Genomic DNA, 20,370 nt, shown 5'->3' on the forward strand with positions numbered 1-20,370 from the left:
CAGTGCGGGGGCGCACTGTGCTGTGTCCTGCTTGGTTTAGCGTACGCTTTGCGTCGCCAGACTCAGGGCCAGATCTTGTTTCATGCGTTTCTTGTAGAAAGGCAGGCAAATAAGCAGAGCCAGGAACCAGAAAGGTGTGGCAATCAGGCCGATCAGGGTTTCTTCTTCCTGGCTGAACAGGTACAGCGCAAAGGCAAAGAACAGCAGAGTCAGATAGCACATGGGAATGGCAAAGGGCATTTTGTAGCTTGATGCAGCGTGTGCCTCAGGACGAACCCGGCGGTACTTCAGGTAGGTGATCAGGATCACGGCCCAGACAAAGATAAAGCAGATGCTGGCCACGGTGGTCACAATTGTGAACACACGCATCACATCGCCTTCTGCGTATAGCAGGAACAGGCTGGACAGCAAAAGGGCGCACGAATAGATCAGACCATTGCGGGGAGTACCGTTACGCGACAGTTGGCTGAAGGCTTCGGGAGCCAGCTTGTTCTTGGACAGACCGTACAACATGCGGCCCGTGGAGAACATGCCGCTATTGGCGGACGACAGGGCCGAGGTCAGCACCACAAAGTTAATGATGGCCGCTGCTGCACCTACGCCAATCAGCAAGAACATATTTACAAACGGACTCTTGTTGGGCGCGACAATATCCCAAGGGGTGACGGTCATGATGGCGGTCAGGGCCAACACGTAAAACACAATCACGCGAACCGGAATCTTGTTGATGGCTTTGGGCAGGTTCTTGGCAGGGTCAGCCGTTTCAGCCGAGGCGGTACCCACCAGTTCGATACCCACAAAAGCAAAGATGGCGATCTGGAAAGCGGCAAAGAAACCATTCAAACCATTGGGGAACATCCCGCCGCGATCCCATAAATGGGTCAGGCTGGCTTTTTCGCCGGTTGGGCCCACAAAGCCGGTAAACAGCAGGTACGCGCCCACACCAATCAGTGCCACGATGGCAATGATCTTGACCAGGGCAAACCAGAACTCGAGCTCGCCAAACAATTTGGCCGACAGCAGGTTAAAGATCAGCAAAAAGGCAATACAAGCCAGACCGGGTAGCCACAGTGGAATGTCCGGCCACCAGAATTGGGTATAGCCGGTAATGGCGACAATATCGGCAATGCCAATAACTACCCAGCAGAACCAGTAACTCCAGCCTAGAAAGTAGCCCATGGTGGGCCCGAGAATATCGGCGGAAAAATCCACAAAAGATTTGTATTCCAGGTTATGCAGGAGCAATTCTCCCATTGCCCGCATAACAAAAAATAAAAAGAAGCCGATGATCATGTAGGTAAACAAGACCGAGGGTCCGGCCAGACTAATGGTGCGGCCTGATCCCATAAATAGCCCGGTACCGATAGCGCCTCCAATTGCTATCAGTTGCAGATGCCGGTTTTTCAACGAGCGTTGCAGTCCAGATGAATGTTGCTGAGACACACTGTACTCCTAGTTTTTTTTCGTTCAAATGCGTAATTATGACTGTGCTGCGAGAAAACAATGGGCACAACCCGTCCTCAAGAACGGTTTTCTTGATGCCGATCTACATAAAGTAGGGAGCGCACAGCAGTCCTCCTTGTTCTGACGACATGAAATGTCAAAACAGACCTGTGTGCGAATAAAAATGGGAATAAAGGGGTGGTGTGCCAGGCGGTCAGACAAGGCGCCTGACTATCTGCTCATAAATAGGCTCCGGACAAATAGGTGGACAAAGACCATATGGCCTTTGTACCCCCTCTGTCCGTTTACCTGAGAGCTTATCCATCGGCGGGCGACGGTCCCCTTCGGTGGGCACTGATGTGCCTCTCTCCAGAACGTCAAGGGTTCAAGATTCTTTTGCCTGAGAGATTCCGGGGTCGTTGCTCCGTCGGCGCTTCATCAAGGTGAAGACTCTCACCTGAACCGTTATTGACGTCGCTATTGTATAGACAGGTAAAAAGCGATGACTACTATCGTTAACCTGTAGGTGATTGATGAGAATGGTTCTTGTTTATCGGCGAGGTTTGTGCTGGGCATTTTGCCGTGACGTCACCAAGGATGCGTCCTTTGCACAGAGCCGCATTGTCTTGAATCGGGCTGGTTGCCTTGCTCCAGACGATGCGGCTCTTTAGTTCTGCATGCCGATGTCAGTGTTGCTTACTCGTCGTTGGCATGTAAAAAGCGATACACCAAGGCGCCGATCACACCACCAATCAAGGGGGCCACCCAGAACAGCCACAACTGTTCCATGGCCCAGGTGCCTTGGAAAAAGGCCACGCCGGTGGAACGGGCAGGGTTCACGGAGGTGTTGGTGATGGGGATGCTGATCAGGTGAATCAAGGTCAGCGCCAGACCAATCGCCACACCGGCCAGGCCAGCGTGACCACGCTTGTGAGTCGCACCCATGATGATGAACAGGAAGAAGGCGGTCAGCACAATTTCTGCGATCAGGGCCGCGTTGCGGCTGTAATTGCCTGGCGAGTGCTCGCCAAAGCCGTTGGAGGCAAAGCCTGCCACGGGATCAAAGCCGGCTTTGCCGCTGGCGATCAGGTACAGAACGCCGCCGGCCAGCAGGCCGCCGATAACTTGGGCAAGGATGTAGGGAATAGCGTCACGAGCGGGGAAGCGTCCGCCAGCGACCAGCCCCAGCGTGACAGCCGGGTTGATGTGGCAACCAGAGATATTGCCAATGGCATAGCACATGGTCAGCAAGGTCAGGCCAAAGGCCAAGGCTACTCCGGCAAAACCAATTCCCAGTTCAGGATAGGCAGCGGCAAAGATCGCACTTCCGCAGCCCCCAAAGACCAGCCAGAAAGTGCCCAGCGTTTCTGCGGTGCATCGTTTAATTAAAGCCATGATATGGCCCTGTTAGTGATGTAACACGGCAGCATTCTAGCGATAAGCACGGTTCACCCACTGAAGGAAAGGAAAACAACTGTCAAAAGTTTTCCTTTGTTGAGGGTGGTGTTTTTTTATAGTAAATGTGAGGAATATGTTTAAAGTGGCAGTTTGTGTCAGATGCAGGGTTTTGTTGGAATTGCGAAGAATTGCTGCTTTTTGGGATGGCGTTATAAGTAATTTGTGGGCTAATTTTTATTTGCTTTGAATGAAATATAAAAATCAGGGGTGCGAAATAAAGATGAAACAGGGAAAGTTGTTTATATAAATAGTTATTTGATGCTTTATTTACGAGTTTAGATTTTCAGTAATTGAGGGGGCGGATTTTGGGACGTATTTATTCTGACGTCTTTATTGGTTTTATGTTTTCTTGATGTGTTTTGATTTTTAAGCAGTGACTAGTGAGGATCAGTGGAAAATCTGAATTGAGTAGAAATAAAAAAAGGGCCAAGATGCTTGGCCCTTTCGGTTTAGGTCACGCTTACGGCATTTGCTCAATGAAAGCCGCTGTCACGGGTGATACCTGGTGGAAATCAAAAGCCTGATGGTAGATTTCTCCATTCTTGGCTTCTACAGTTAGCCATAGTTGATGCTCAACCTCACTATTGGGCGGGATCGCAATTTCTACCGATCGTGTCCAGCGTGTGCTGTTAAACGCCTGACGGGGTGTAGGCATAGGCTCGGGCTTGCTGACTTGCAGATAGGCGCGGCGTATATGCGGGTCGCAGGCTTGGCAAAAGCGAATCTGGAACGCTTTGCGATGTGCGCCGGTGGGCCCGCTGATAGGGGCTTGGTCATTCGTTTCAGCCAGTGCAAACGACCACGGACCAATCTGACTTTGCAGGGCATTGTTGCCAAAGACAGGCTGCGGGCCTTGCTGCGTCAGATAAATCACGAAGGCAGCAGGGATGGCCAGAAGGCTGCTGGCCAAGACCAGGCTACGTGTAGACATGCGTGATGCCGATTCAGTGTTACCTATTCCAGCCGCTTTAGGCGCTGCCTTCGCAACTGGCGCAGGTTTGGCCCGCACAGGTTTCTTTTCCTGCCAAGGCCACCAGGGCAGGTAAAAGGTCAGTCCGGCGCCGGCCATGGTTAGCCAGCCCAGCCAGGCAACCGTGCCGATGCTCCAGCCCCAGCCTTGCCAGCACAAGAGCCAAGCCACGGCCAGAAAAGGCCAGCCGATTAAACGAAAGATCCGCCTTTCCTGCTTGCGAGGCGCGCGATGCAGCAGAAATTCACCCTGGCGATCGCTGGCCAAGGCCAGGCAGATAAAGCCCGCCAGACTGCTGATAAATACGGCCAGATTCAGCCACAGGCTGGTATTGCTCATGGCAGCCCTCCTTCCGGCATCACCAGAAAGCAGAGCAAGGCGATCAAAGCGGTAGGCAGCACCATGCCCAACCAGGCGCGAGTGGCACTTTTGGTACTGAACACCCACATGACGGCGATGGTGTACCAGACAAAGCTCAACATATTGGCCGCCAGGACAGCCTGGGCTCTGGGCAAAGGCCAGAGCAAGGTCAGCAATACGGTGGCGGCGTCTGCCAAGGCGTAGCCACCCACCGTGGCGGCCACGATGCGCGACAACACTTGCAGGCGGTAACGAGGAGTCAGTCCACTCATCCGTTCACTCCCGCAGTATGCAAGTTGGCAGGGGTTGCGGTTTTTTTAGACAGGCTGGCAATGTGCCATTTGCGTTTCATTTTTACGGCGATATAGATAAAGATGGCGGCCAGGCCAAGCATGCTCAGGTCAAAGCCTGCCAGCCCCCAGTCGCCATGGGTGACGGTAACGCCCAGATGGCGGTCGGTCGTCAGCAGGTTCAGGACGGGAATCAGGCCATAGGCGGCGGCTGTCAGGTAGAGCAGTTCCAGCCAGGCGCGCTTCAAGGGTCGCCAGCAGGCATACAGGAAGGACCAGCCCCAGACCAGAAACAGCGCATGAAATTCCCAGGCGGCGCGGTCGGCCATAGTGACCGGCAAGAGGCGGTTGGCCCAGAAGTAGGCGGCCAGACCTAGCGGCAAACCTGCCAGGGTTCCGGCATTCAGGATTTCCACCAGACGCAGGCCCGCCGCATCAAAGCGCTCGGATACGCTCAGCGCGGTGGCTTTGGACAGGCGCTTTTGATGATGGGTGCGGCGTTTTACGGTCCACAGCACCAGGCCCGTTCCAATAACGGCGCAGCCCAGCAAACCAGAAATAAAGTACAGCCAGCGCAACCACCATTCGGCAAATGCGCCTTCGTGCAAGGCCAGCAGCACGCGGTGTGTGTCCCCCGTGATATTGCTCGTGTTGTCCGGCTTCATGGCGCTGCCATCGATGGCGTTAAAGCGCAGGGTTTCGGCACGGGTCCAGTACACGCCCGTCACGCCGGTGCGGCGCAGTTCTACATAAGCTTGGCTATCTGCCGGATGCGTAATGTGTACCGAGGCAATGCTGTTCTTGCCCCAGGTTTGTTCAGCGCTGTGCATCATCGCGCTTAACGGAGCCTGCGGCATGCTGACGGGCAGGAAGTCATGTTTTTGCTGGCGAATATCCTGGAAGTAAGCTTGTCGTCCTTCCTCTGTTGCGCCATACATGATCTCTCGTCCGGTCGGCATATAGAAGGACATGAAAAAGATCAGGCCCGTGTAGGTAATCATCAGGAAAAAGGGCAGGGACATCACGCTGACGATATTGTGTGCGTCCAGCCAGGAGCGTTGTCCCTTGCCGGGTCTGAAGGTGAAAAAGTCGGTAAAGATCTTTTTGTGTGTCACCACGCCCGTCATGACGGCCAACAGCATCAGCATGGTGCAGATACCGACCAGCCAGATAGCGACGGGGTACGGCATGTAGTGCAGCGCATAGTGCATGCGATACAGACCCGTGCCACCAGCGGTGGCGCGGGGTTCTGTTTCTGGTTGAATCTGGCCGGTGACCGGGTCCAGTTCCTCGACCCCGCGACGGCCACGCTGACCGGGTTGGGACATTTCTTCCCAGGCAATGGACAGCCCGTGCGTGGCACGTGGGTTCAGGGCTTGATGCGGCAGGGTAATGGTCCAGGCTTTGGAGTCTGGCGGGGCATGTGTTTGTAGCTGCGTCAGGGCCTGATTCAGCATCTGGCTGGATTGCTCAGGTAGAACTTGCATGGGCAAGGGACGCTCGGGCTCCATCCAGCGGGTGATTTCATCGTCTACATAGCCTGCCGTGCCCGTGACGAAGACGAAAAACAGGATCCAGCCCACTACCAGACCGACCCAGGTATGCAGCCATGCCATACATTGGCGAAATGACTCTTTCACGCTGACGCGCCTCCTACTTCAGCACCGTCTCCGGGTGCTGGATTGATAACTGGAAAACTGAGAAAAGCCGTGCTTGCCTGGCCGCTGCGGGTGACGGATGGAATCCGCTCTTCTTGGACGCTGCACTCGTCACGCAAGCCGCGTTTTTCAGGACGCGAAAAGCGGGTGACAGAGAAGGAAAGAGGGCATCTGGCTTAAAACAACGGCAAAATAATAGCAATCATTCTCATTACGGTGTGAGAATTTGCCAGGATTCAAGGTTTTATTCAGAAATCAATGCGACGCCATAGCTGTTTTGGCGTTTCCCATAGGGGGGAGGGCGCAGTTGAGGGGGGGCTGGTGGGACTTGGAAGGGAGTAAACCTTGTCGGCTCCAGGCTGACGTACCTTAGGCTGAGGACTGACCGCCGGGGAGGGACAGACGGGAATAGGCTTTGCAGGCATAACCCCCCTACTACCCAATCTTATGGCTTATAGCGCTTTAACCGCACGTAAAGCGGCCACCCCCGCTTTTGCAGCTTGCGGATGAGGATGGGCACTGCATAGTTCGGCAATGGTCAGCAAATCGGCCCGAGGCCGTTTTTTGATTTCCTGCGCCAAGACTTCGCTTAAAAAGAAGTTGTCGGCGCTGGCCAGCCTTCTTAGCAAAGGAAAATCTTGCAAGTCCAGGCTGGGAATGAGCGGGATAGCGATTTCTTCATGTTCATCGTTCCCGCACAAATGGGTGATGAAATTGCTCAAGCCCGTTTGATCAGGACACAAGGGTGTGTGTGATGGATGCAGCTCACTCAAGCAACAAGACCGTTCCAGCGCCTGTTGGGCTGCCGTCAGAAAGGCTGACAAAGACGGGAATACAATGCGGCTGTCGTCGTCGTGGGATAGGTAAAACACCTGCCCGGCCAGTGGGGATTCGCAGACCCAGACATGGTGACTGCTGGTATCGGGATCGTCCAGAATCAGACCGCCCAGGGCGTCCAGCGTGGGGTGGCCGCTGAACTGTTCGCTGAAGGCTTGGGCCTGAACGAAGGGGAGCAAGTTTACTTCCTGATCGAAGCGCTCGGCATACAGGCCTTGTTCGACTTGTTTGAAGTAGTCGTCACATTCTGCTGTCAGGCTCATGTTGTGCGGCTCGCTTGAAAATGGATCGAGTCTTTATACCTGAACTGCCCATGGCTGCGGTAAGAATTTCCATTAAACAGGCCCCGGCTACCAAGGTATCGGGGCCCGCCGTACTTTTCTGTTTGCTCAGGTGTTTTTAGAGCACCACAAACAGCAGCCAGACGACGACTGGGGCAATAACCGTGACGGCAGCACCGTACAGTAAAAGCTGACGGAAGAAGGCATCACGCGACACTCCCTGAGCATTGGCCAGTACCAGTGCGCCGTTGGTGGAGAAGGGGCTGACGTCCACAATGGTGGAGGATACCGCCATGGCTGCAATAAAGCCCACGGGACCCACGCCGCCATCGCCTTGCAAAAAGGGCACGGCCAGTGGAATCAGCGAACCCAGCACGGCGGTGGACGAGGCGAAAGCCGACACGACCGCACCCACAAAAAGCAGCAGCAAGGCCGCCATCAAGGGAGAGGTCAGTTGGGCAACGCGATGGCCGACAAAATCAATCGTGCCCATGGATTCGATCACGCCCACATAGGTGCTGACACCCACAATCAGCATGATTTCAGGCCAGGACACTTGGCCCAGCGCGCGTTTTTGCAGATTGGGGGCCATCAAGGTCAGTACCAGACCGATGGTGATCGAGGTAAAGCCAATATCCTGTTTGAAAAACAAGGTCAGAACGGCCAGGATAAACAGGCCTGCCAGGGTCAAGACGCGATACCAGTGCGGGGCCTCGCTGGCACCATTGCCGGCTTCGACCAGGGCATCGGGACTTTTCCGGGCAGTCTTGCGCTCTTCGCCCAAGGCTTCGGCTTCGGCATCGCCGAATACTTGCGGACCACCCGAGCCATGGGCCACGCGGGCAACATTTACGTCTGCTGAACTTAAGTCCACTTTCTGACGCATCAGCTTCAAACCACCCATCCACACGAACAGCAAAATGGACACGGCCAGGTTGATGCCCAGGCTGGCCATCATGGTGGCCATTTCATTCAAGGGCAAACCGGCGGCGCTGACCACACGGTTGGTGATGCCGCCATAAATACTGATCGGGGAGAAGCCGCCCCCTTGGGCGCCATGAATCACCAGCAAACCCATCAAGAGCGGGTTGATGCCGTACTGGCGAGCAAAGCCCAGTGCAATCGGGGCAATGATGGCAACGGCGGCTGGGCTGACGGCACCGACAGCGGTCAATGCGGCCGTGATCAGAAACATGATCCAGGGAATGGCGGCGATGCGGCCACGCACGGCTCGCACAGCCATGCTGACCAGCCAGTTGATCGTGCCATTGTTTTGAGCCAGCGCGAACAAATAGGTAATACCGGCCAGGGTCAGAAACAGGTCAGCCGGAAAGCCGCCCATGATTTCCTTGGCGCCCATGCCCGCCACTAGCGTACCCACCAGAAAAGCGCCTACAAAGGCAATCAGCCCCATATTGATGGGTAGGGCGGTCGCCAGTACGAACATGCCTCCTAGTACGGCAATGGATAGCCAATGCATATGTCTCGTCTCCTTGTAAGTGAACCTTTTGCAGGTTTCTGGAAACGACCCTATCAGTGGCGGTATGGGGCTATCAATAAAGCCCATGGCTGAATGATTACGCTAAACGTAATGATTAGTCAGGGACGCGGTGGTTGAGCTTTCATCTAGCACGCTCTTGTACTTGCACGGAGCAGGCGCGGTTTTCAGGAAGTGGGGCAACAGGAGTTGGGAATCGAGTGAGGGGCGTTGTGGCTAGGGTAGACAGAAGGGGGGATCAGATGGGTGTGAAGAGGCGCATGCTGTGAAAGCGAGCTGTTTATGGCTGGCCCAGTTCAGCCAACAGTTCGCTGCTGTGAATTGTGCGCCCGAAGTGATGTTTCCACAGCTTGATACCCAGCTCGCCGGAGCGATCCAGGGACGAGCCGACCGTTAGATCCGTAATCAGAGTAGGGTGCAGCCCCGCATCAAACAAGGCAAAGCCTGCGGCCAGCACGCAGGTATCGGTTTGAATGCCGCAGACCAGAATGCGATCAGCCTGGCATTGCTGTAAATACTCCATCGCGGCCGGGCTAGGGGCGTAGCCATGTTTGATGAAGATTTGCTTGGCATCGACCAGACAACGATCACTGCGCGGCGGACACCAACCCAACTGGCTGGAAAAGGGCGTTTGCGACTCGTCGTGCAGTTCAATCAAGGCTGCGCAAGGCAGGCGGGTGCTCAGGGCGTTAATGCCTTCAATTAGCCACGGAGGTGGCGAAAAGCAGCTTTGCACATCGACAACAAGCAGGATCTGTCGCATTGCGGGAGTCTCAATAAGAGCGCATCAGCGATGCCAGACGGAGGTGGCCTGGGCAGTCTGAAGGGCCGTCAATCAAGCCCTTATTGAAACACGGAGTCAGGCTGTTGGGCGGGTCCAGGTCAGGCGTGCGCCGACGATAATGCCGAGCACCGCCAGCAAGGAGGTGGCCGACAAGGTGGACAGGCCGCTTAAGCCCTGGCCGATGGTGCAGCCCAGGGCCAGCACGCCGCCTACACCCATTAAGGCTCCGCCTGCCATGGAGCGCAGAATGTGGCGGGGCGACTCAAAACCTTCCAGTTTCCAGTGGCGACGCAGCAGGGCGCTTAGCAAGGAACCGACCACCACACCCACCACGATCAGGATGGTGAAGCGTGGGCTCATGCCGGTGGAGATCATGGCGTATTGAATGCTTTCACCAATCGGGGCGACAAAGCTTAGCGAGCTGACGGGCAAGGGTTCGAAGGGATCATCGCCCAGCCAGCCCGTGGTCAGCCAGCCGGCCACAATCAGCAGTCCTATCAATGCTCCGGCCAGCAGATCATTCAAGCGTAGGCCGTCCTGTCGGCGCCGCAAGGCAAAAGCGATCAGGGCGGCGACGATAAGGGCAATCACAATAGATCGGATGGGACCTTCAGACAGGGTGACCGCAGGCAGGGTGACGCTGGTGGCTTGGGCCACGCTGATGCGCAGCGGCGCCAGCAGGCCTGTCAAGGTGATGTAGGCGGTGATGCCTAAACAAAGCAGTACGACAAAAGAGCGCAGATTGCCTTGTCCTAACAGGACCAGAGCACGGGCGCCACAGCCATTGGCCAGGGTCATGCCTGCACCAAATAGCACACCCCCAAGTGGCACCAGCAGCCAGGAAAAAGTAGGATTCAGATACAGGGCCTTGTCCAGACTGATCAGGCCATAGCCTGCGGCCAGTTGTGCCCCGGCCAGGGCCACGGCCAGCGCCAGGGCAAAGCCCTGAAGTTTGTAGCCGCTGCGCCCGGACCAGCGCTCGGTCAAGCCACGATAAAAGCAAAAACCACTGAGCTGGCCGCTAATGCCAAAGAGCAGGCCAATGGCCAAGCTGACCCACAGTACAAATTCTGTATTCATCATGTGCGCTGCTTATTAGGACCGGGTTAGAACCACTTAGCCTTTGGTGCCCCAGATGTCGCGACTGATCGCGGCATACCAGGCCTCGCCATACTGGGCTTCCTGCTTGCGAAAGGCCGGGCTGGCTTCTTTGGGGCTGACCCCGCCGGACGCTTCAGCCAGCTTGTCATCGGCAAAGGCGTACAAGTGCCCCACGGAAATGCCATAGTCGGGGGCGATCAGACTGTAGCAGGTATTGCTTAGCGTAGCCTGGGGCGCAGGCTTGCCGCTTAAGGCATTAATGATGGAAGCCGCTGCCAGCTTGGCCTGTGTATTGGCCGAGAAACCCGACTTGGGCATGGGAGAGGCAATGGTGGCATCGCCCACCACATAGATATCCTTGACCTGCTCGGACTCGAAGGTATGCGGGTCAATGGGCACCCAGCCACTGGCGTTGGTGACACCGGCCTGCTCGGCAATGGCTCCGGCTTTTTGAGGTGGGATGACGTTCAGCACATCGGCCTTGTGGATTTCGCCAAACTCGGTCTCTACGCTTAGTTTGACGGCATCCACGCGGGCGACTTTGCCGTCTTTGGAAAAGGGCACCCATTCGATCATGTCGCCGTAGACCTGTTTCCAGCCGTCCTGGAACAGGCCTTGTTTGGAAAAGCCGTCTTTGGCATCCAGAATCAGAATCTTGGATTTGGGTTTGTGCTGTTTGAAGTAGTGAGCCACCATGCTGGCGCGCTCGTACGGGCCGGGCGGGCAGCGGAAGGGATTTTCGGGGGCCACCATAATGAAGGTGCCGCCATTGGGCATGGCATCGAGCTGGCTTTTCAGCAAACGGGTTTGATCGCCCGCTTTCCAGGCGTGCGGGGCCAGCAAGGAGGCGGCCTGGTCATAGCCTTCCAGCGTGTTCCAGCGAAAATCAATACCGGGCGAGAGCAGCAGCTTGTCGTAAGACAGCTTCTGGCCCTTGGCCAGGGTCACGGTCTTGGCTTGGGAGTCGACGGCGGTGGCCAGGTCGTGAATGACCTCAATTCCGGCGGCGCGCAAATCATCAAAGCCGTGGCCTTGCTGTTCAAAACGGCGCAAGCCGGCCAGATACAGATTGGTGAAAGGGCAGGTGTAGAAAGTGGTGGCCGGTTCAATCAAGGTCACTTTCAGGGATGGATCACCGCGCTTCAAGTAGCGGGCAGCCGTTGCACCGCCAAAGCCGCCACCGACCACAATCACATGGGCCGAACTGCTGCGTGCGTACACGGGCAAGGTGCTCAGGGCCAGGCCAGCCACACTGGTTTTACCGACACGGCTCAGCCATTGGCGACGAGAGGAGTTCAAGGGGGTGCTCATGCTTAACGTCCTTGCGCAACGCTGCGTGGGGTAGAAGGAATTTCAGAGAAATGACGTGCCAGGGCCTCCAGGTCTGTGTCCTGGTAGCCTTTGACCAGACGACTCATGATGGTGGTGCCCGCTGGGGGCGTGTCCGAGGCAAAGGAGCGCAACTGTTCCAGCAAGGTGGCTTCGGGACGGCCTGCCAACGAAGGAATGAGGGTTGTGGAACGCCCATCTGGGCCGTGACAGTTCGCACAGGAGCTGGCCACCGTTTTGATGTCCAGTGTGGAACTGGCCCAGGCCGGCGCGGCGGCGCTGCTGGCCGCTAACAAGGCGGGGGCAATAAGGAGACGACCTACCAGAGAGAGGGACATGGGCATGCTTCTTGTCAATGTGCTTCGTTGTAGGAAAGGACGCCAGCGTAGCATTACCGTTAAGCCCCCCCTGTATGACTATATAGAGCGCTGTTATGAACTCAGCGCCCGGTAGGGGCGCTGAATGGGGCAGGTCAGGGCGTCTGGCAGCAAGTGGCCCGCAGTCAGCCGCTGATGCTCAGCGCAGTCTGGCCCGTAATGACGGCGCCTTGATCGTCCGTCCAGCTCATTTCCAGTGCCCCGGAGTGCCGCGCGACAAAGGTGAATTCAATGTACGGGTTTTGGGAGATCGCTGTTTCTGGAAACCAGTTGAACAAGGGCTCGCCGTTCAAGGTGGCCTTGAATTCGTGGATGATGTTGCGTGGCACAACCTGGCCGTCTTTACTTAAGCGCAGGCCACTTTCCATGCGGTGTTCGACCAGGGCGCGCACGCGCACCATTTCGCCCGCCTTGGGCGTGGCATTGCTGATCCAGATACGTGGTTTACTCATGAGTACCCCTTGTTTACATGCCGCAACCGCCAGCCGTCACGGTAATGTGATGCTGGGCGCTTAGGACACGGCCATCGTTCAAGCGAGCCAGGGCGCGGATGGTTTGGGTTTCAATCAGGCGCAGGCGAACGGCAACTTCCGTTGTTCCGGCCAGGGCCGTGAAGTTGAAACGGCAGGCCAGCGGGTGCGGGTTGCCCTGGGCCAGAATAATCAGCTCCTGGCAGTACACATCGTCGCTTGCTGGCAAGTCCAGCACCACTTTGACCGGCACAGCGGCGGGGTTGTCGCCCAGAGCGGGCATCTCCAGCTTCATGCCTTTTTCTTCTGGGCTGGCGCCTTTCAGGAACTCGTCCACAATGGCTTGCACCTGGGCCGCAGTGGCTGGTTTCAGCAATTGATCAAAGGCGACTTGCGCATGCAAATTGATGGGTAGCCAGGCGGCGCCCAGCCCGGCCGCACTGCCCAGCAAAAGCTGGCGGCGGCGGACAAAACGGGAAGGAAGTTTAGAGGAAGTCATTGAAACGGCTCTGGATCCACTGGAAGTCTTCTTGAACAAGGTCGGGGGTACGGACATCCATATCAATCTGCGTTTGCAGAACCTTGCCGCTTGCGTCCAGTTCGTATTCAAACTTGACCGAGATTTCCTCTTGCGGATCCCCGTTGACCATCATGTAGCACAGGTTGTCGGGTAGGACGGGTACCACTTCCTTGCCCGCGATACGTTCGGCCAGATTCTGGGAAACGATCTTGGCCACCGCGTGCGCCACGTGGGCGCTCTTGGGATAGTGGCCGAACTGGTCGGAAATAAAGCCCATGGAGTCCCCGACCACGTAAACATGGTCGTCGTCACGGGCGGTGAACAGGCGTGGGTCAATATTGGCCCAGCCTGTGGGTTTGCCGTCAGGCCCCGTGCCGACCAAACCTGCATTCCAGACCATATCGGCGGCCTGGTGCGGGGGCATCAGCACGGCGTCGTCAAAATCAAAGTCGCCGGCGGTGGTTTTGATGTGCTTCTTGAAGGGATCAACCTCTCGCACTCGGGCATTGGGCACGTGGGTGATGATGTCCGGATACAACTCCTGGAAGGCCGCGCGGTAGCCTTCGCCAATGGGGGCGATGGTGGGTTTGGGATCCAGAATAATGATCTTGCCCGGAATCTTGTTGGTCTTGATATGCCAGGCCATCAAACAGGCCCGTTCGTAGGGTGAGGGCGGGCAGCGATGGGGCGGCGGGGGCAGCGTCATCACAATGGTGCCACCCTTGAAGGCTTTGAGCTTGTTCTTTAAGGCAAACATCTCGGCATTCGGGATGTAGGCATTGGGGAAGTGTTGGCGTGTGTATTCTGCCGCGTAGGTGTCATTGCCGAACCAGGCATCGTAGGCATTGCGTATGCCGCCCGACAGGATCAGGTAATCGTATTCCAGCGCGCCCTGGGTGGTGCGCACGGTTTTCTTGTCGCGTTCGATGGCGGTGACTTCGGCGTGCACCAGGCTGTAACCGTACTTGATGGACGGCGCCAGCATGTCGTGGTTCAGAAAGTCGGTGTTGACGATGTCAATCAGCCACTTGTTACTCATGGGGCCGGACCAGAACGTGGGGTTGCGCTCGATCAGTACCACTTGCGCCTGCGGCACCAGTTTGGACAGGTATTTGGCAGCTGTCATGCCACCCCAACCGCCGCCACAAATGACAATGCGCGGGCCTTTGGTGTGGCGTGGCAGGATTTGGCTGGTGTTGGTGATGATGGCGGGGGCAGAGAGGCTGGTGGAGGGCAGAACCAGCGTTCCAAGTGCGGCGGCTGGGGTGGCCAGCAGGAAGTTTCTACGATTCATTGTATGTTCCTCGTGATCATGACATGACACACGTCAATCAGGATAAGTGGACCGCTTTGTGCGAGCCAGTATAGCCAAGAGTGCTGGGGATGCGTGGGGTTTTTTGCCGGGCGATGCCGCTGGAACGGGAGTCAAACACCGGTCAGGAGCGGCGCAGCGGCGGTGCTTATTTAGGGGAGGGGCGGGTCATCAAGGCAGGCTGCCCAAGGGCCGGCTACGCTGGTTTGTGGGTAAGGGTTAACGCTTAAAAACGCTCAGGAAACAACAGAAAAGCCGGATTTTTTGGATTTAAAAGTAACGGAGCTATCTTTGTGGACAAAATCAGAGGATAGTTCTGGGAGGGAAAATTATTTTCTCTGTTCGTTATTACATTTAGGACTTATTTTGAAGACAGAAATTGGTATTGTGAAGTGGTTCAACAGCGAAAAAGGCTTCGGATTCATCGTGCCGGAGAACGGCGGCAAGGATCTCTTCGCACACCACAGTGAAATTCAGGGAACCGGGTTCAAAACTCTGGAAGAGAACCAACGCGTTTCCTTCATCGAAGGTGCAGGCCAAAAAGGCCCATGCGCAACTAAAATCCAAATTCTTTGATGATGGGCTTGCCTGAACAGGCAAGCACCGCGTCAAACTGAAAAGGCCGGACCCTTAGGGGCTCCGGCCTTTTTTTGTCGCCGGGCCGCCCCAAGGCTCGGCGCCCCCGGCGAAACCTCCCCCTCGGGGATGAGCCTGGACACACAGCAGTCCATTGCGGACTGCTGTGTGCCTAGCGAATCCGAGCGGCATACAAGCCGCGAGGTGGAGCGCAAGTCGAAGGCGCAGCGTGGGGGCTTTTTTGTCGCCGGGCCGCCCCAAGGCAAAAGCTCCCCCTCGGGGATGAGCCTGGACACACAGCAGTCCATTGTGGACTGCTGTGTGCCTAGCGAATCCGAGCGGCATACAAGCCGCGAGGTGGAGCGCAAGCCGAAGGCGCAGCGTGGGGGCTTTTTTTGTGGCTTGACTCGGTTTCAGCCGGTGTGTTCGATGATGTCTGACTAGGCTAGAACGGGCGTTGTGCCCGTAGACTGCTCGGCAATCGGCAATCGGCAATCGGCAATCGGCAATCGGCAATCAGCGTTTCGTGCTTTACAAGTAATAGGCCAGATGCTGGGGAGCAACAGCGACGTTAGTTATAGAGCGGCCTTGGCGCACCGATTGGCACGGTCAGACGCGCTTCCAGCCCCCCGCCTTGACGATTCAGCAGTTCCAGCGTGCCGCCATGCTGGGTAGCGATGGCGTTCACGATGGATAAACCCAGCCCATACCCCGCCTGCTGCTGCGAACCGCGCCAAAAACGGTTCATGGCCATATCCCGCTCACTGTCGCTCAAGCCGGGGCCATGATCCAGCACGCTGATACGCAAGTAACCCGGTTCTCCCGCTTCAATCCGCAGACTGATGGACTGCTGCGCTTTGGTGTAGCGCAAGGCATTGTCGATCAGGTTCTGTACGGCCACTGTCAGCAGGGATTTTTCAATTTGCACCGGGCCTGGTTTGCTGCGTATATCCAGCGTGATTTGGTCTATGGTGTCGCCGTAAATGGCTTTAAGCGCATGCAAGGCAGCATACACGGCCTCGTCCGCCTGGCTGCTTTCCTGACTGGCGCCCTGACCGTCCAGTCGGGCCAGCTCCAGCAGTCGCTGCAAAATGTTTTGTAGCTGCTGTACGCCCTGGTCGGCCTGACTCAAGGCTGTATCCAGCGTGTTGCGCTCTCCAGGGCGTTGGGCGGCCAGATGAGCAACTTGAATATGGGTTTTGATGCCTGTTAACGGGGTGCGTAGCTCGTGGGCGGCGCTGTCGGTAAAGCGGCGCTCGCGCATGATGGCGGCTTGTTGTCGCTCCAGCAGTTCTTCAATGGTTCGCAGCAAGGGTTGCAGCTCAATCGGGGCTTTGACTTTGGGTAGCGGGCTGTCGTCACCTGGACGGCGGCGCGACAGCAAATCCCGAATCCGCTCCAGTGGGGCCAAGCCGTGACCGATACCAATCCATAACAGCAACAGGCTGCCAAACAAAGCCACCACAAAGGGCAGACCGGCCGAGAGCATGATTTCCCGCACTAGCGATTCGCGTATCTCGATACTGTCGGCGGCGGCAATCTGGATATGGCCTTCACGCAACACAAAAGTGCGCCAGCGCTTGCCGCCATGCACGTGTGTACCAAAACCCAAAGCCACTTGCGACATGTCGGGGCTGCCTGCAGTACGGCTGACAGCCTGGATTTCCACTTCGCTGCGCACCACGCTGATCTCGCAGGCGACCCCGTCACGGGCAATGATGTCCAAAGGTTGCTGTGCCGATTGGGCCAGCTCCTGCAAATTCGGGAACTGGGCGACCAGTCCGGCCACCATGCGGGCCGATGCGGCCAGTCGGCTATCCAGCGCCTCTCGCAAAGAGTGACGCGCATCCATCAGCATCCAGGTGGCGACTGCGCTCCAGAGTACGGTCAGGGAAATGCCGATAATCAGCAGCAATCTAAGGCGTAAGCTCATGGCGTTCAATACCTAGCCGGCAGGCCCCAGTTTGTAGCCCAGGCCGCGCACGGTCTGGACAATATGGCTGCCCAGCTTGCGGCGCAAATGGTAGATATGCACATTGATGGCATTGCTTTCCAGATCCTGGTCATAGCCATAGATGCTGTCGCATAGCTGTTCGGCACTCAGGATGGTGTGGGGCTTATTGAGCAAGGCGCGCAGCAAGGACAGTTCGCGGCGCGCCAGGTTGACCGGCCTGCCATCCAGTGTGACGTGGCCGGTGGAGGCACAGAAACTGAGCCGTCCATATTCAATGCAATCGGTTTCATGGCCAGCGACTCGTCGTGTCAAGACATGCAGACGGGCCAGCAATTCGTCCAGGTCAAAAGGTTTGATGACGTAATCATCGCCCCCGCCCAGCAGTCCTTCGACCCGATGATGCAGGGCATCGCGGGCCGTCAGAATCAGAATGGGCAATTTGCGGCCTTGGTCGCGCCAGCGGCGCAGCAGCGTCAGCCCGTCCTGATCGGGCAAGCCCAGATCCAGAATACAGACATCAAAGTGCGAAGACAGCAAGGCGGTGTCGGCCAGGCTGGCTGTGTCCACGTGGTCCACGGTCAGTCCGTGCAGTCGCAGGCCCGCCACAATTCCGCTGGCGACAAGCGCATCATCTTCAACAAGTAAAACGTGCATTCTCTCCCCCTGTAGCGAATGCGGCTTGTGCAGGTAAAGCCTGATTTTTATTACATTTCGGCGTTCATGTTAGCAGTCTTGAAGGTAGGGGCGAGAGGAGAAATTCTCTTAATTTGGCCTTAATCCTGATCCTCTACTGTGAAGGAGATTGCATTGCATTTGTATCTCGGTACTTACTTTTTTAATAAAACCGGCTTGGGCAATGACGTTTCTTTAGGCTTAGCCGCATGACAGATATCGGGTATTAACTCACATGACTCCTATATTAGGAATATTACTGGCGACCAGTTTTGTCGCCTCTTTGGTGGCACTGGGCATTCTTGTCTGGGCCGTAGCAAACAAGCTGATTTTCGTTGGGAAGAACGAAGCCGAGACCATCTTCATGAAAGGTGAGCTTGGGCAGCCGGATGATAGTGCTTCCTTTGGGGGGGAGAACGAAGCACAGACGCATCGCTTTGACGTTTTACGCGCGGGTATTGACCGCAGTGGTCGGGGGCCGGTTCTGCTGCTGGTTACCGTCGGGATTACCTGGCTGCTGATCGGTTCGGTGTTTGGTGTGATGGCGTCGTTGAAACTGCATTGGCCCGACTGGTTGGCCGATGTGGCCCAAGTGACCTTTGGCCGTGCGCGGACCTTGCATCTGAACATCGTGGCCTATGGCTGGCTGTCGGTGACCGGGATTGGTGTGGCCCTGTGGCTGTTGCCGCGTATTTTTCATACGCCTTTGCGTCGCCCCAATATGGTGTATTTTGGCGCCGCGCTGTGGACCCTGGGCGTATTGGGTGGCACGATTGCCGTGGCCAATGGTTGGTCTGACGGGATCGAGTGGCTGGAATTTCCCTGGCAGATCGACATTTTGCTGGCGGTAGGAGGCTTTTTCCTGGCCTGGCCTGCGATTGAGACCGCAGCGAACCGCAAGTCGCGTCACATCTACGTGTCAGGCTGGTACTTCCTGGCCGGCATGGTCTGGTTTCCCTTTCTGTTTCTGGTGTCCAACATCCCTGGTCTGCATATCGGTGCCCAGCAGGCAACGGTGAACTGGTGGTTTGCTCACAACGTGTTGGGTCTGTGGTTGACGCCTATGGGTGTGGGCGCGGCTTACTACATCATCCCCAAAATCATCGGCAAACCCGTGTATTCCTACAACGTGTCCTTGCTGGGTTTCTGGAGTCTGGCGCTGTTCTATAGCCAGGTCGGTATTCACCACTTGATGGGCGGACCGGTGCCAACCTGGGCTGTTACCTTGTCCGTAGTACACAGCATCATGATGTTTGTGCCGGTGATTGCCGTGGCGATTAACCAGCACGTGACCGTTGCGCAGAACCTGTGGGCCTTCAAGCAATCCATGGCCCTGCGTTTCGTGTGGATTGGTGCGCTGATGTACACCTTGTCCTCCTTCCAGGGTTCGCTGGAAGCGATTCGCTCGGTGAATTCGGTCACGCACTTTACGCATTACACCGTCGGTCACGCCCACCTGGGTGCCTACGGCTTTGTGTCCATGGTGATGTTCGGCACGCTGTATTACATGATGCCGCACATTCTGGGACGTCGCTGGCCCTTTCCGGCCCTGATCAAAACCCATTTCTGGCTGGTGACCGCAGGCTTCACGATTTACGTGCTGGCCCTGAGCATTGCCGGTGTGGTGCAGGGCATGGGCTTGATGGACCCTGGTTCAAGCTTTGGCGAGATCACTCGCAAGATGGTTCCGTATCTGGAAGCCCGCTCCATTGGCGGCACCATGATGACCTTGGGCCACTTCATTTTTGCGGCTCACTTTGCCTTGCTCTTGTTGCGCAAAGACTCCGCTGTTAATGCGACTCCTACTCTTGCTCAGGCAGATGCGTCATGAATCGACTCTTACCTTTACTGATCGGGGCCATTGGCGTGTTGCTGTTGGCGACCTTGATGCTGGTGATTCTGCCAGCCTGGCAACTACGTACCTCGGAACCACCCGAGCCGCTGAAACCTTATACCGCTCAGCAGTTGTTGGGACGTGAGGCGTACGTGGCCAACGGCTGTTTGTACTGCCACAGCCAGCAGCCACGCTCCACGGGTCAAACTTTGTTTGACACCTCACATGGCTGGGGCCGTGCGTCCACTCCGGGCGATTACTTCTACGACTCGCCTCACTTGCTGGGCACCATGCGTACTGGTCCGGACCTGTTCAACGTGGGGGCGCGCATGAAAAGCCGTGACTGGCATTTGACCCATTTGTATCAGCCCCGTGCGATTTTTGACTGGAGCCTGATGCCGTCCTACCCCTATATGTTCGAGCTGAAAGATCAACTGGCTGAAGGTGACGTGGTCGTGCGTTTACCGGAATCCTTGCAGCCTGCGGGCAAACACGTGGTTGCCCGTAAGGAGGCCCTGGATTTGGTGGCGTATCTGTTGGCGCTGGATCGCACCTATGCGACCACGGCTCAGGAACTGGATAAACGCGATCGAGGCTACGATCGTCGCCCCGCTGAAGTCTCGACGGACTCGGGCGCTAAATAGGA

The 20,370-nt window shown here is 56.5% G+C and carries 20 protein-coding genes and 1 riboswitch; of the genes, 4 read left to right on the forward strand and 16 right to left on the reverse strand.

What is annotated here, in order from left to right; genetic code table 11:
• Positions 1 to 36 precede the first annotated feature (36 nt).
• The 14 genes from OKX01_RS06410 to OKX01_RS06475 form a co-directional block, all read right to left on the reverse strand.
• Positions 37 to 1,443, reverse strand: a complete 1,407-nt coding sequence (locus tag OKX01_RS06410; RefSeq protein ID WP_264672638.1) for an amino acid permease — start codon at positions 1,441 to 1,443, stop codon at positions 37 to 39.
• Positions 1,444 to 1,821: 378 nt separating this feature from the next.
• Positions 1,822 to 1,911: riboswitch (glycine riboswitch) on the reverse strand.
• A gap of 228 nt (positions 1,912 to 2,139) precedes the next feature.
• Positions 2,140 to 2,838 (reverse strand): aquaporin Z, encoded by a 699-nt coding sequence (gene aqpZ, locus OKX01_RS06415; RefSeq protein ID WP_264672639.1) that lies wholly within the window; start codon positions 2,836 to 2,838, stop codon positions 2,140 to 2,142.
• A gap of 523 nt (positions 2,839 to 3,361) precedes the next feature.
• Complete coding sequence (locus tag OKX01_RS06420) at positions 3,362 to 4,210, reverse strand: DUF3325 domain-containing protein (protein ID WP_230018673.1); 849 nt, start codon at positions 4,208 to 4,210, stop codon at positions 3,362 to 3,364.
• Positions 4,207 to 4,503, reverse strand: a complete 297-nt coding sequence (locus OKX01_RS06425) for a DUF3649 domain-containing protein (protein WP_108727225.1) — start codon at positions 4,501 to 4,503, stop codon at positions 4,207 to 4,209. Before OKX01_RS06425 ends, OKX01_RS06420 begins: the two co-directional genes overlap by 4 nt.
• The gene (locus tag OKX01_RS06430) at positions 4,500 to 6,161 is read right to left on the reverse strand and encodes a PepSY-associated TM helix domain-containing protein (RefSeq protein WP_264672640.1); all 1,662 of its coding nucleotides are present in this window, start codon (positions 6,159 to 6,161) and stop codon (positions 4,500 to 4,502) included. The genes OKX01_RS06425 and OKX01_RS06430 overlap by 4 nt, the downstream gene beginning before the upstream one ends.
• A gap of 470 nt (positions 6,162 to 6,631) precedes the next feature.
• On the reverse strand, positions 6,632 to 7,279 hold the full coding sequence (locus OKX01_RS06435; RefSeq protein WP_108727227.1) for a hypothetical protein: 648 nt from the start codon (positions 7,277 to 7,279) through the stop codon (positions 6,632 to 6,634).
• Positions 7,280 to 7,415: 136 nt separating this feature from the next.
• Positions 7,416 to 8,777 carry an SLC13 family permease gene (locus OKX01_RS06440; RefSeq protein WP_264672641.1) on the reverse strand — a complete coding sequence of 454 codons (1,362 nt, stop codon included), beginning with the start codon at positions 8,775 to 8,777 and terminating at the stop codon, positions 7,416 to 7,418.
• Positions 8,778 to 9,075: 298 nt separating this feature from the next.
• Positions 9,076 to 9,558, reverse strand: coding sequence for an isochorismatase family protein (locus tag OKX01_RS06445; RefSeq protein ID WP_125277615.1), 483 nt, complete (start codon positions 9,556 to 9,558; stop codon positions 9,076 to 9,078).
• Positions 9,559 to 9,654: 96 nt separating this feature from the next.
• Positions 9,655 to 10,662, reverse strand: a complete 1,008-nt coding sequence (locus OKX01_RS06450; protein WP_230018669.1) for a YeeE/YedE family protein — start codon at positions 10,660 to 10,662, stop codon at positions 9,655 to 9,657.
• 33 nt (positions 10,663 to 10,695) lie between these two features.
• Positions 10,696 to 11,991, reverse strand: coding sequence for an NAD(P)/FAD-dependent oxidoreductase (locus OKX01_RS06455; RefSeq protein ID WP_203226739.1), 1,296 nt, complete (start codon positions 11,989 to 11,991; stop codon positions 10,696 to 10,698).
• Between the two features lie 2 nt (positions 11,992 to 11,993).
• Positions 11,994 to 12,347 carry a c-type cytochrome gene (locus OKX01_RS06460; RefSeq protein ID WP_264672642.1) on the reverse strand — a complete coding sequence of 118 codons (354 nt, stop codon included), beginning with the start codon at positions 12,345 to 12,347 and terminating at the stop codon, positions 11,994 to 11,996.
• A 164-nt stretch (positions 12,348 to 12,511) separates the two neighbouring features.
• Positions 12,512 to 12,838 (reverse strand): thiosulfate oxidation carrier complex protein SoxZ, encoded by a 327-nt coding sequence (gene soxZ / locus OKX01_RS06465; RefSeq protein ID WP_094196179.1) that lies wholly within the window; start codon positions 12,836 to 12,838, stop codon positions 12,512 to 12,514.
• Positions 12,839 to 12,851: 13 nt separating this feature from the next.
• The gene (locus OKX01_RS06470) at positions 12,852 to 13,355 is read right to left on the reverse strand and encodes a thiosulfate oxidation carrier protein SoxY (protein ID WP_094196180.1); all 504 of its coding nucleotides are present in this window, start codon (positions 13,353 to 13,355) and stop codon (positions 12,852 to 12,854) included.
• Positions 13,342 to 14,670, reverse strand: coding sequence for an FAD-dependent oxidoreductase (locus OKX01_RS06475; protein ID WP_108727230.1), 1,329 nt, complete (start codon positions 14,668 to 14,670; stop codon positions 13,342 to 13,344). The genes OKX01_RS06470 and OKX01_RS06475 overlap by 14 nt, the downstream gene beginning before the upstream one ends.
• A gap of 384 nt (positions 14,671 to 15,054) precedes the next feature.
• On the opposite strand from OKX01_RS06475, the gene OKX01_RS06480 reads away from it, so the two are divergent.
• Together OKX01_RS06480 and OKX01_RS06485 are read left to right on the forward strand one after the other, a co-directional pair.
• Positions 15,055 to 15,264 (forward strand): cold-shock protein, encoded by a 210-nt coding sequence (locus OKX01_RS06480; protein WP_009461028.1) that lies wholly within the window; start codon positions 15,055 to 15,057, stop codon positions 15,262 to 15,264.
• 129 nt (positions 15,265 to 15,393) lie between these two features.
• Complete coding sequence (locus OKX01_RS06485; RefSeq protein ID WP_264672643.1) at positions 15,394 to 15,708, forward strand: hypothetical protein; 315 nt, start codon at positions 15,394 to 15,396, stop codon at positions 15,706 to 15,708.
• Between the two features lie 127 nt (positions 15,709 to 15,835).
• Here the strand turns inward: OKX01_RS06485 and OKX01_RS06490 are convergent, their stop codons facing one another.
• Both OKX01_RS06490 and OKX01_RS06495 read right to left on the reverse strand, forming a co-directional pair.
• Positions 15,836 to 17,197, reverse strand: coding sequence for an ATP-binding protein (locus OKX01_RS06490; protein WP_094196198.1), 1,362 nt, complete (start codon positions 17,195 to 17,197; stop codon positions 15,836 to 15,838).
• A 12-nt stretch (positions 17,198 to 17,209) separates the two neighbouring features.
• Positions 17,210 to 17,872, reverse strand: a complete 663-nt coding sequence (locus OKX01_RS06495; protein WP_094196199.1) for a response regulator — start codon at positions 17,870 to 17,872, stop codon at positions 17,210 to 17,212.
• A gap of 253 nt (positions 17,873 to 18,125) precedes the next feature.
• On the opposite strand from OKX01_RS06495, the gene OKX01_RS06500 reads away from it, so the two are divergent.
• Both OKX01_RS06500 and OKX01_RS06505 read left to right on the forward strand, forming a co-directional pair.
• Complete coding sequence (locus tag OKX01_RS06500; RefSeq protein ID WP_094196200.1) at positions 18,126 to 19,721, forward strand: cbb3-type cytochrome c oxidase subunit I; 1,596 nt, start codon at positions 18,126 to 18,128, stop codon at positions 19,719 to 19,721.
• Complete coding sequence (locus tag OKX01_RS06505) at positions 19,718 to 20,368, forward strand: cbb3-type cytochrome c oxidase subunit II (protein ID WP_094196201.1); 651 nt, start codon at positions 19,718 to 19,720, stop codon at positions 20,366 to 20,368. Before OKX01_RS06500 ends, OKX01_RS06505 begins: the two co-directional genes overlap by 4 nt.
• Positions 20,369 to 20,370: the final 2 nt, after the last annotated feature.

This window comes from Alcaligenes sp. SMD-FA (assembly GCF_025960365.1).
Classification (GTDB): Bacteria; Pseudomonadota; Gammaproteobacteria; order Burkholderiales; family Burkholderiaceae_B; genus Alcaligenes; species Alcaligenes aquatilis.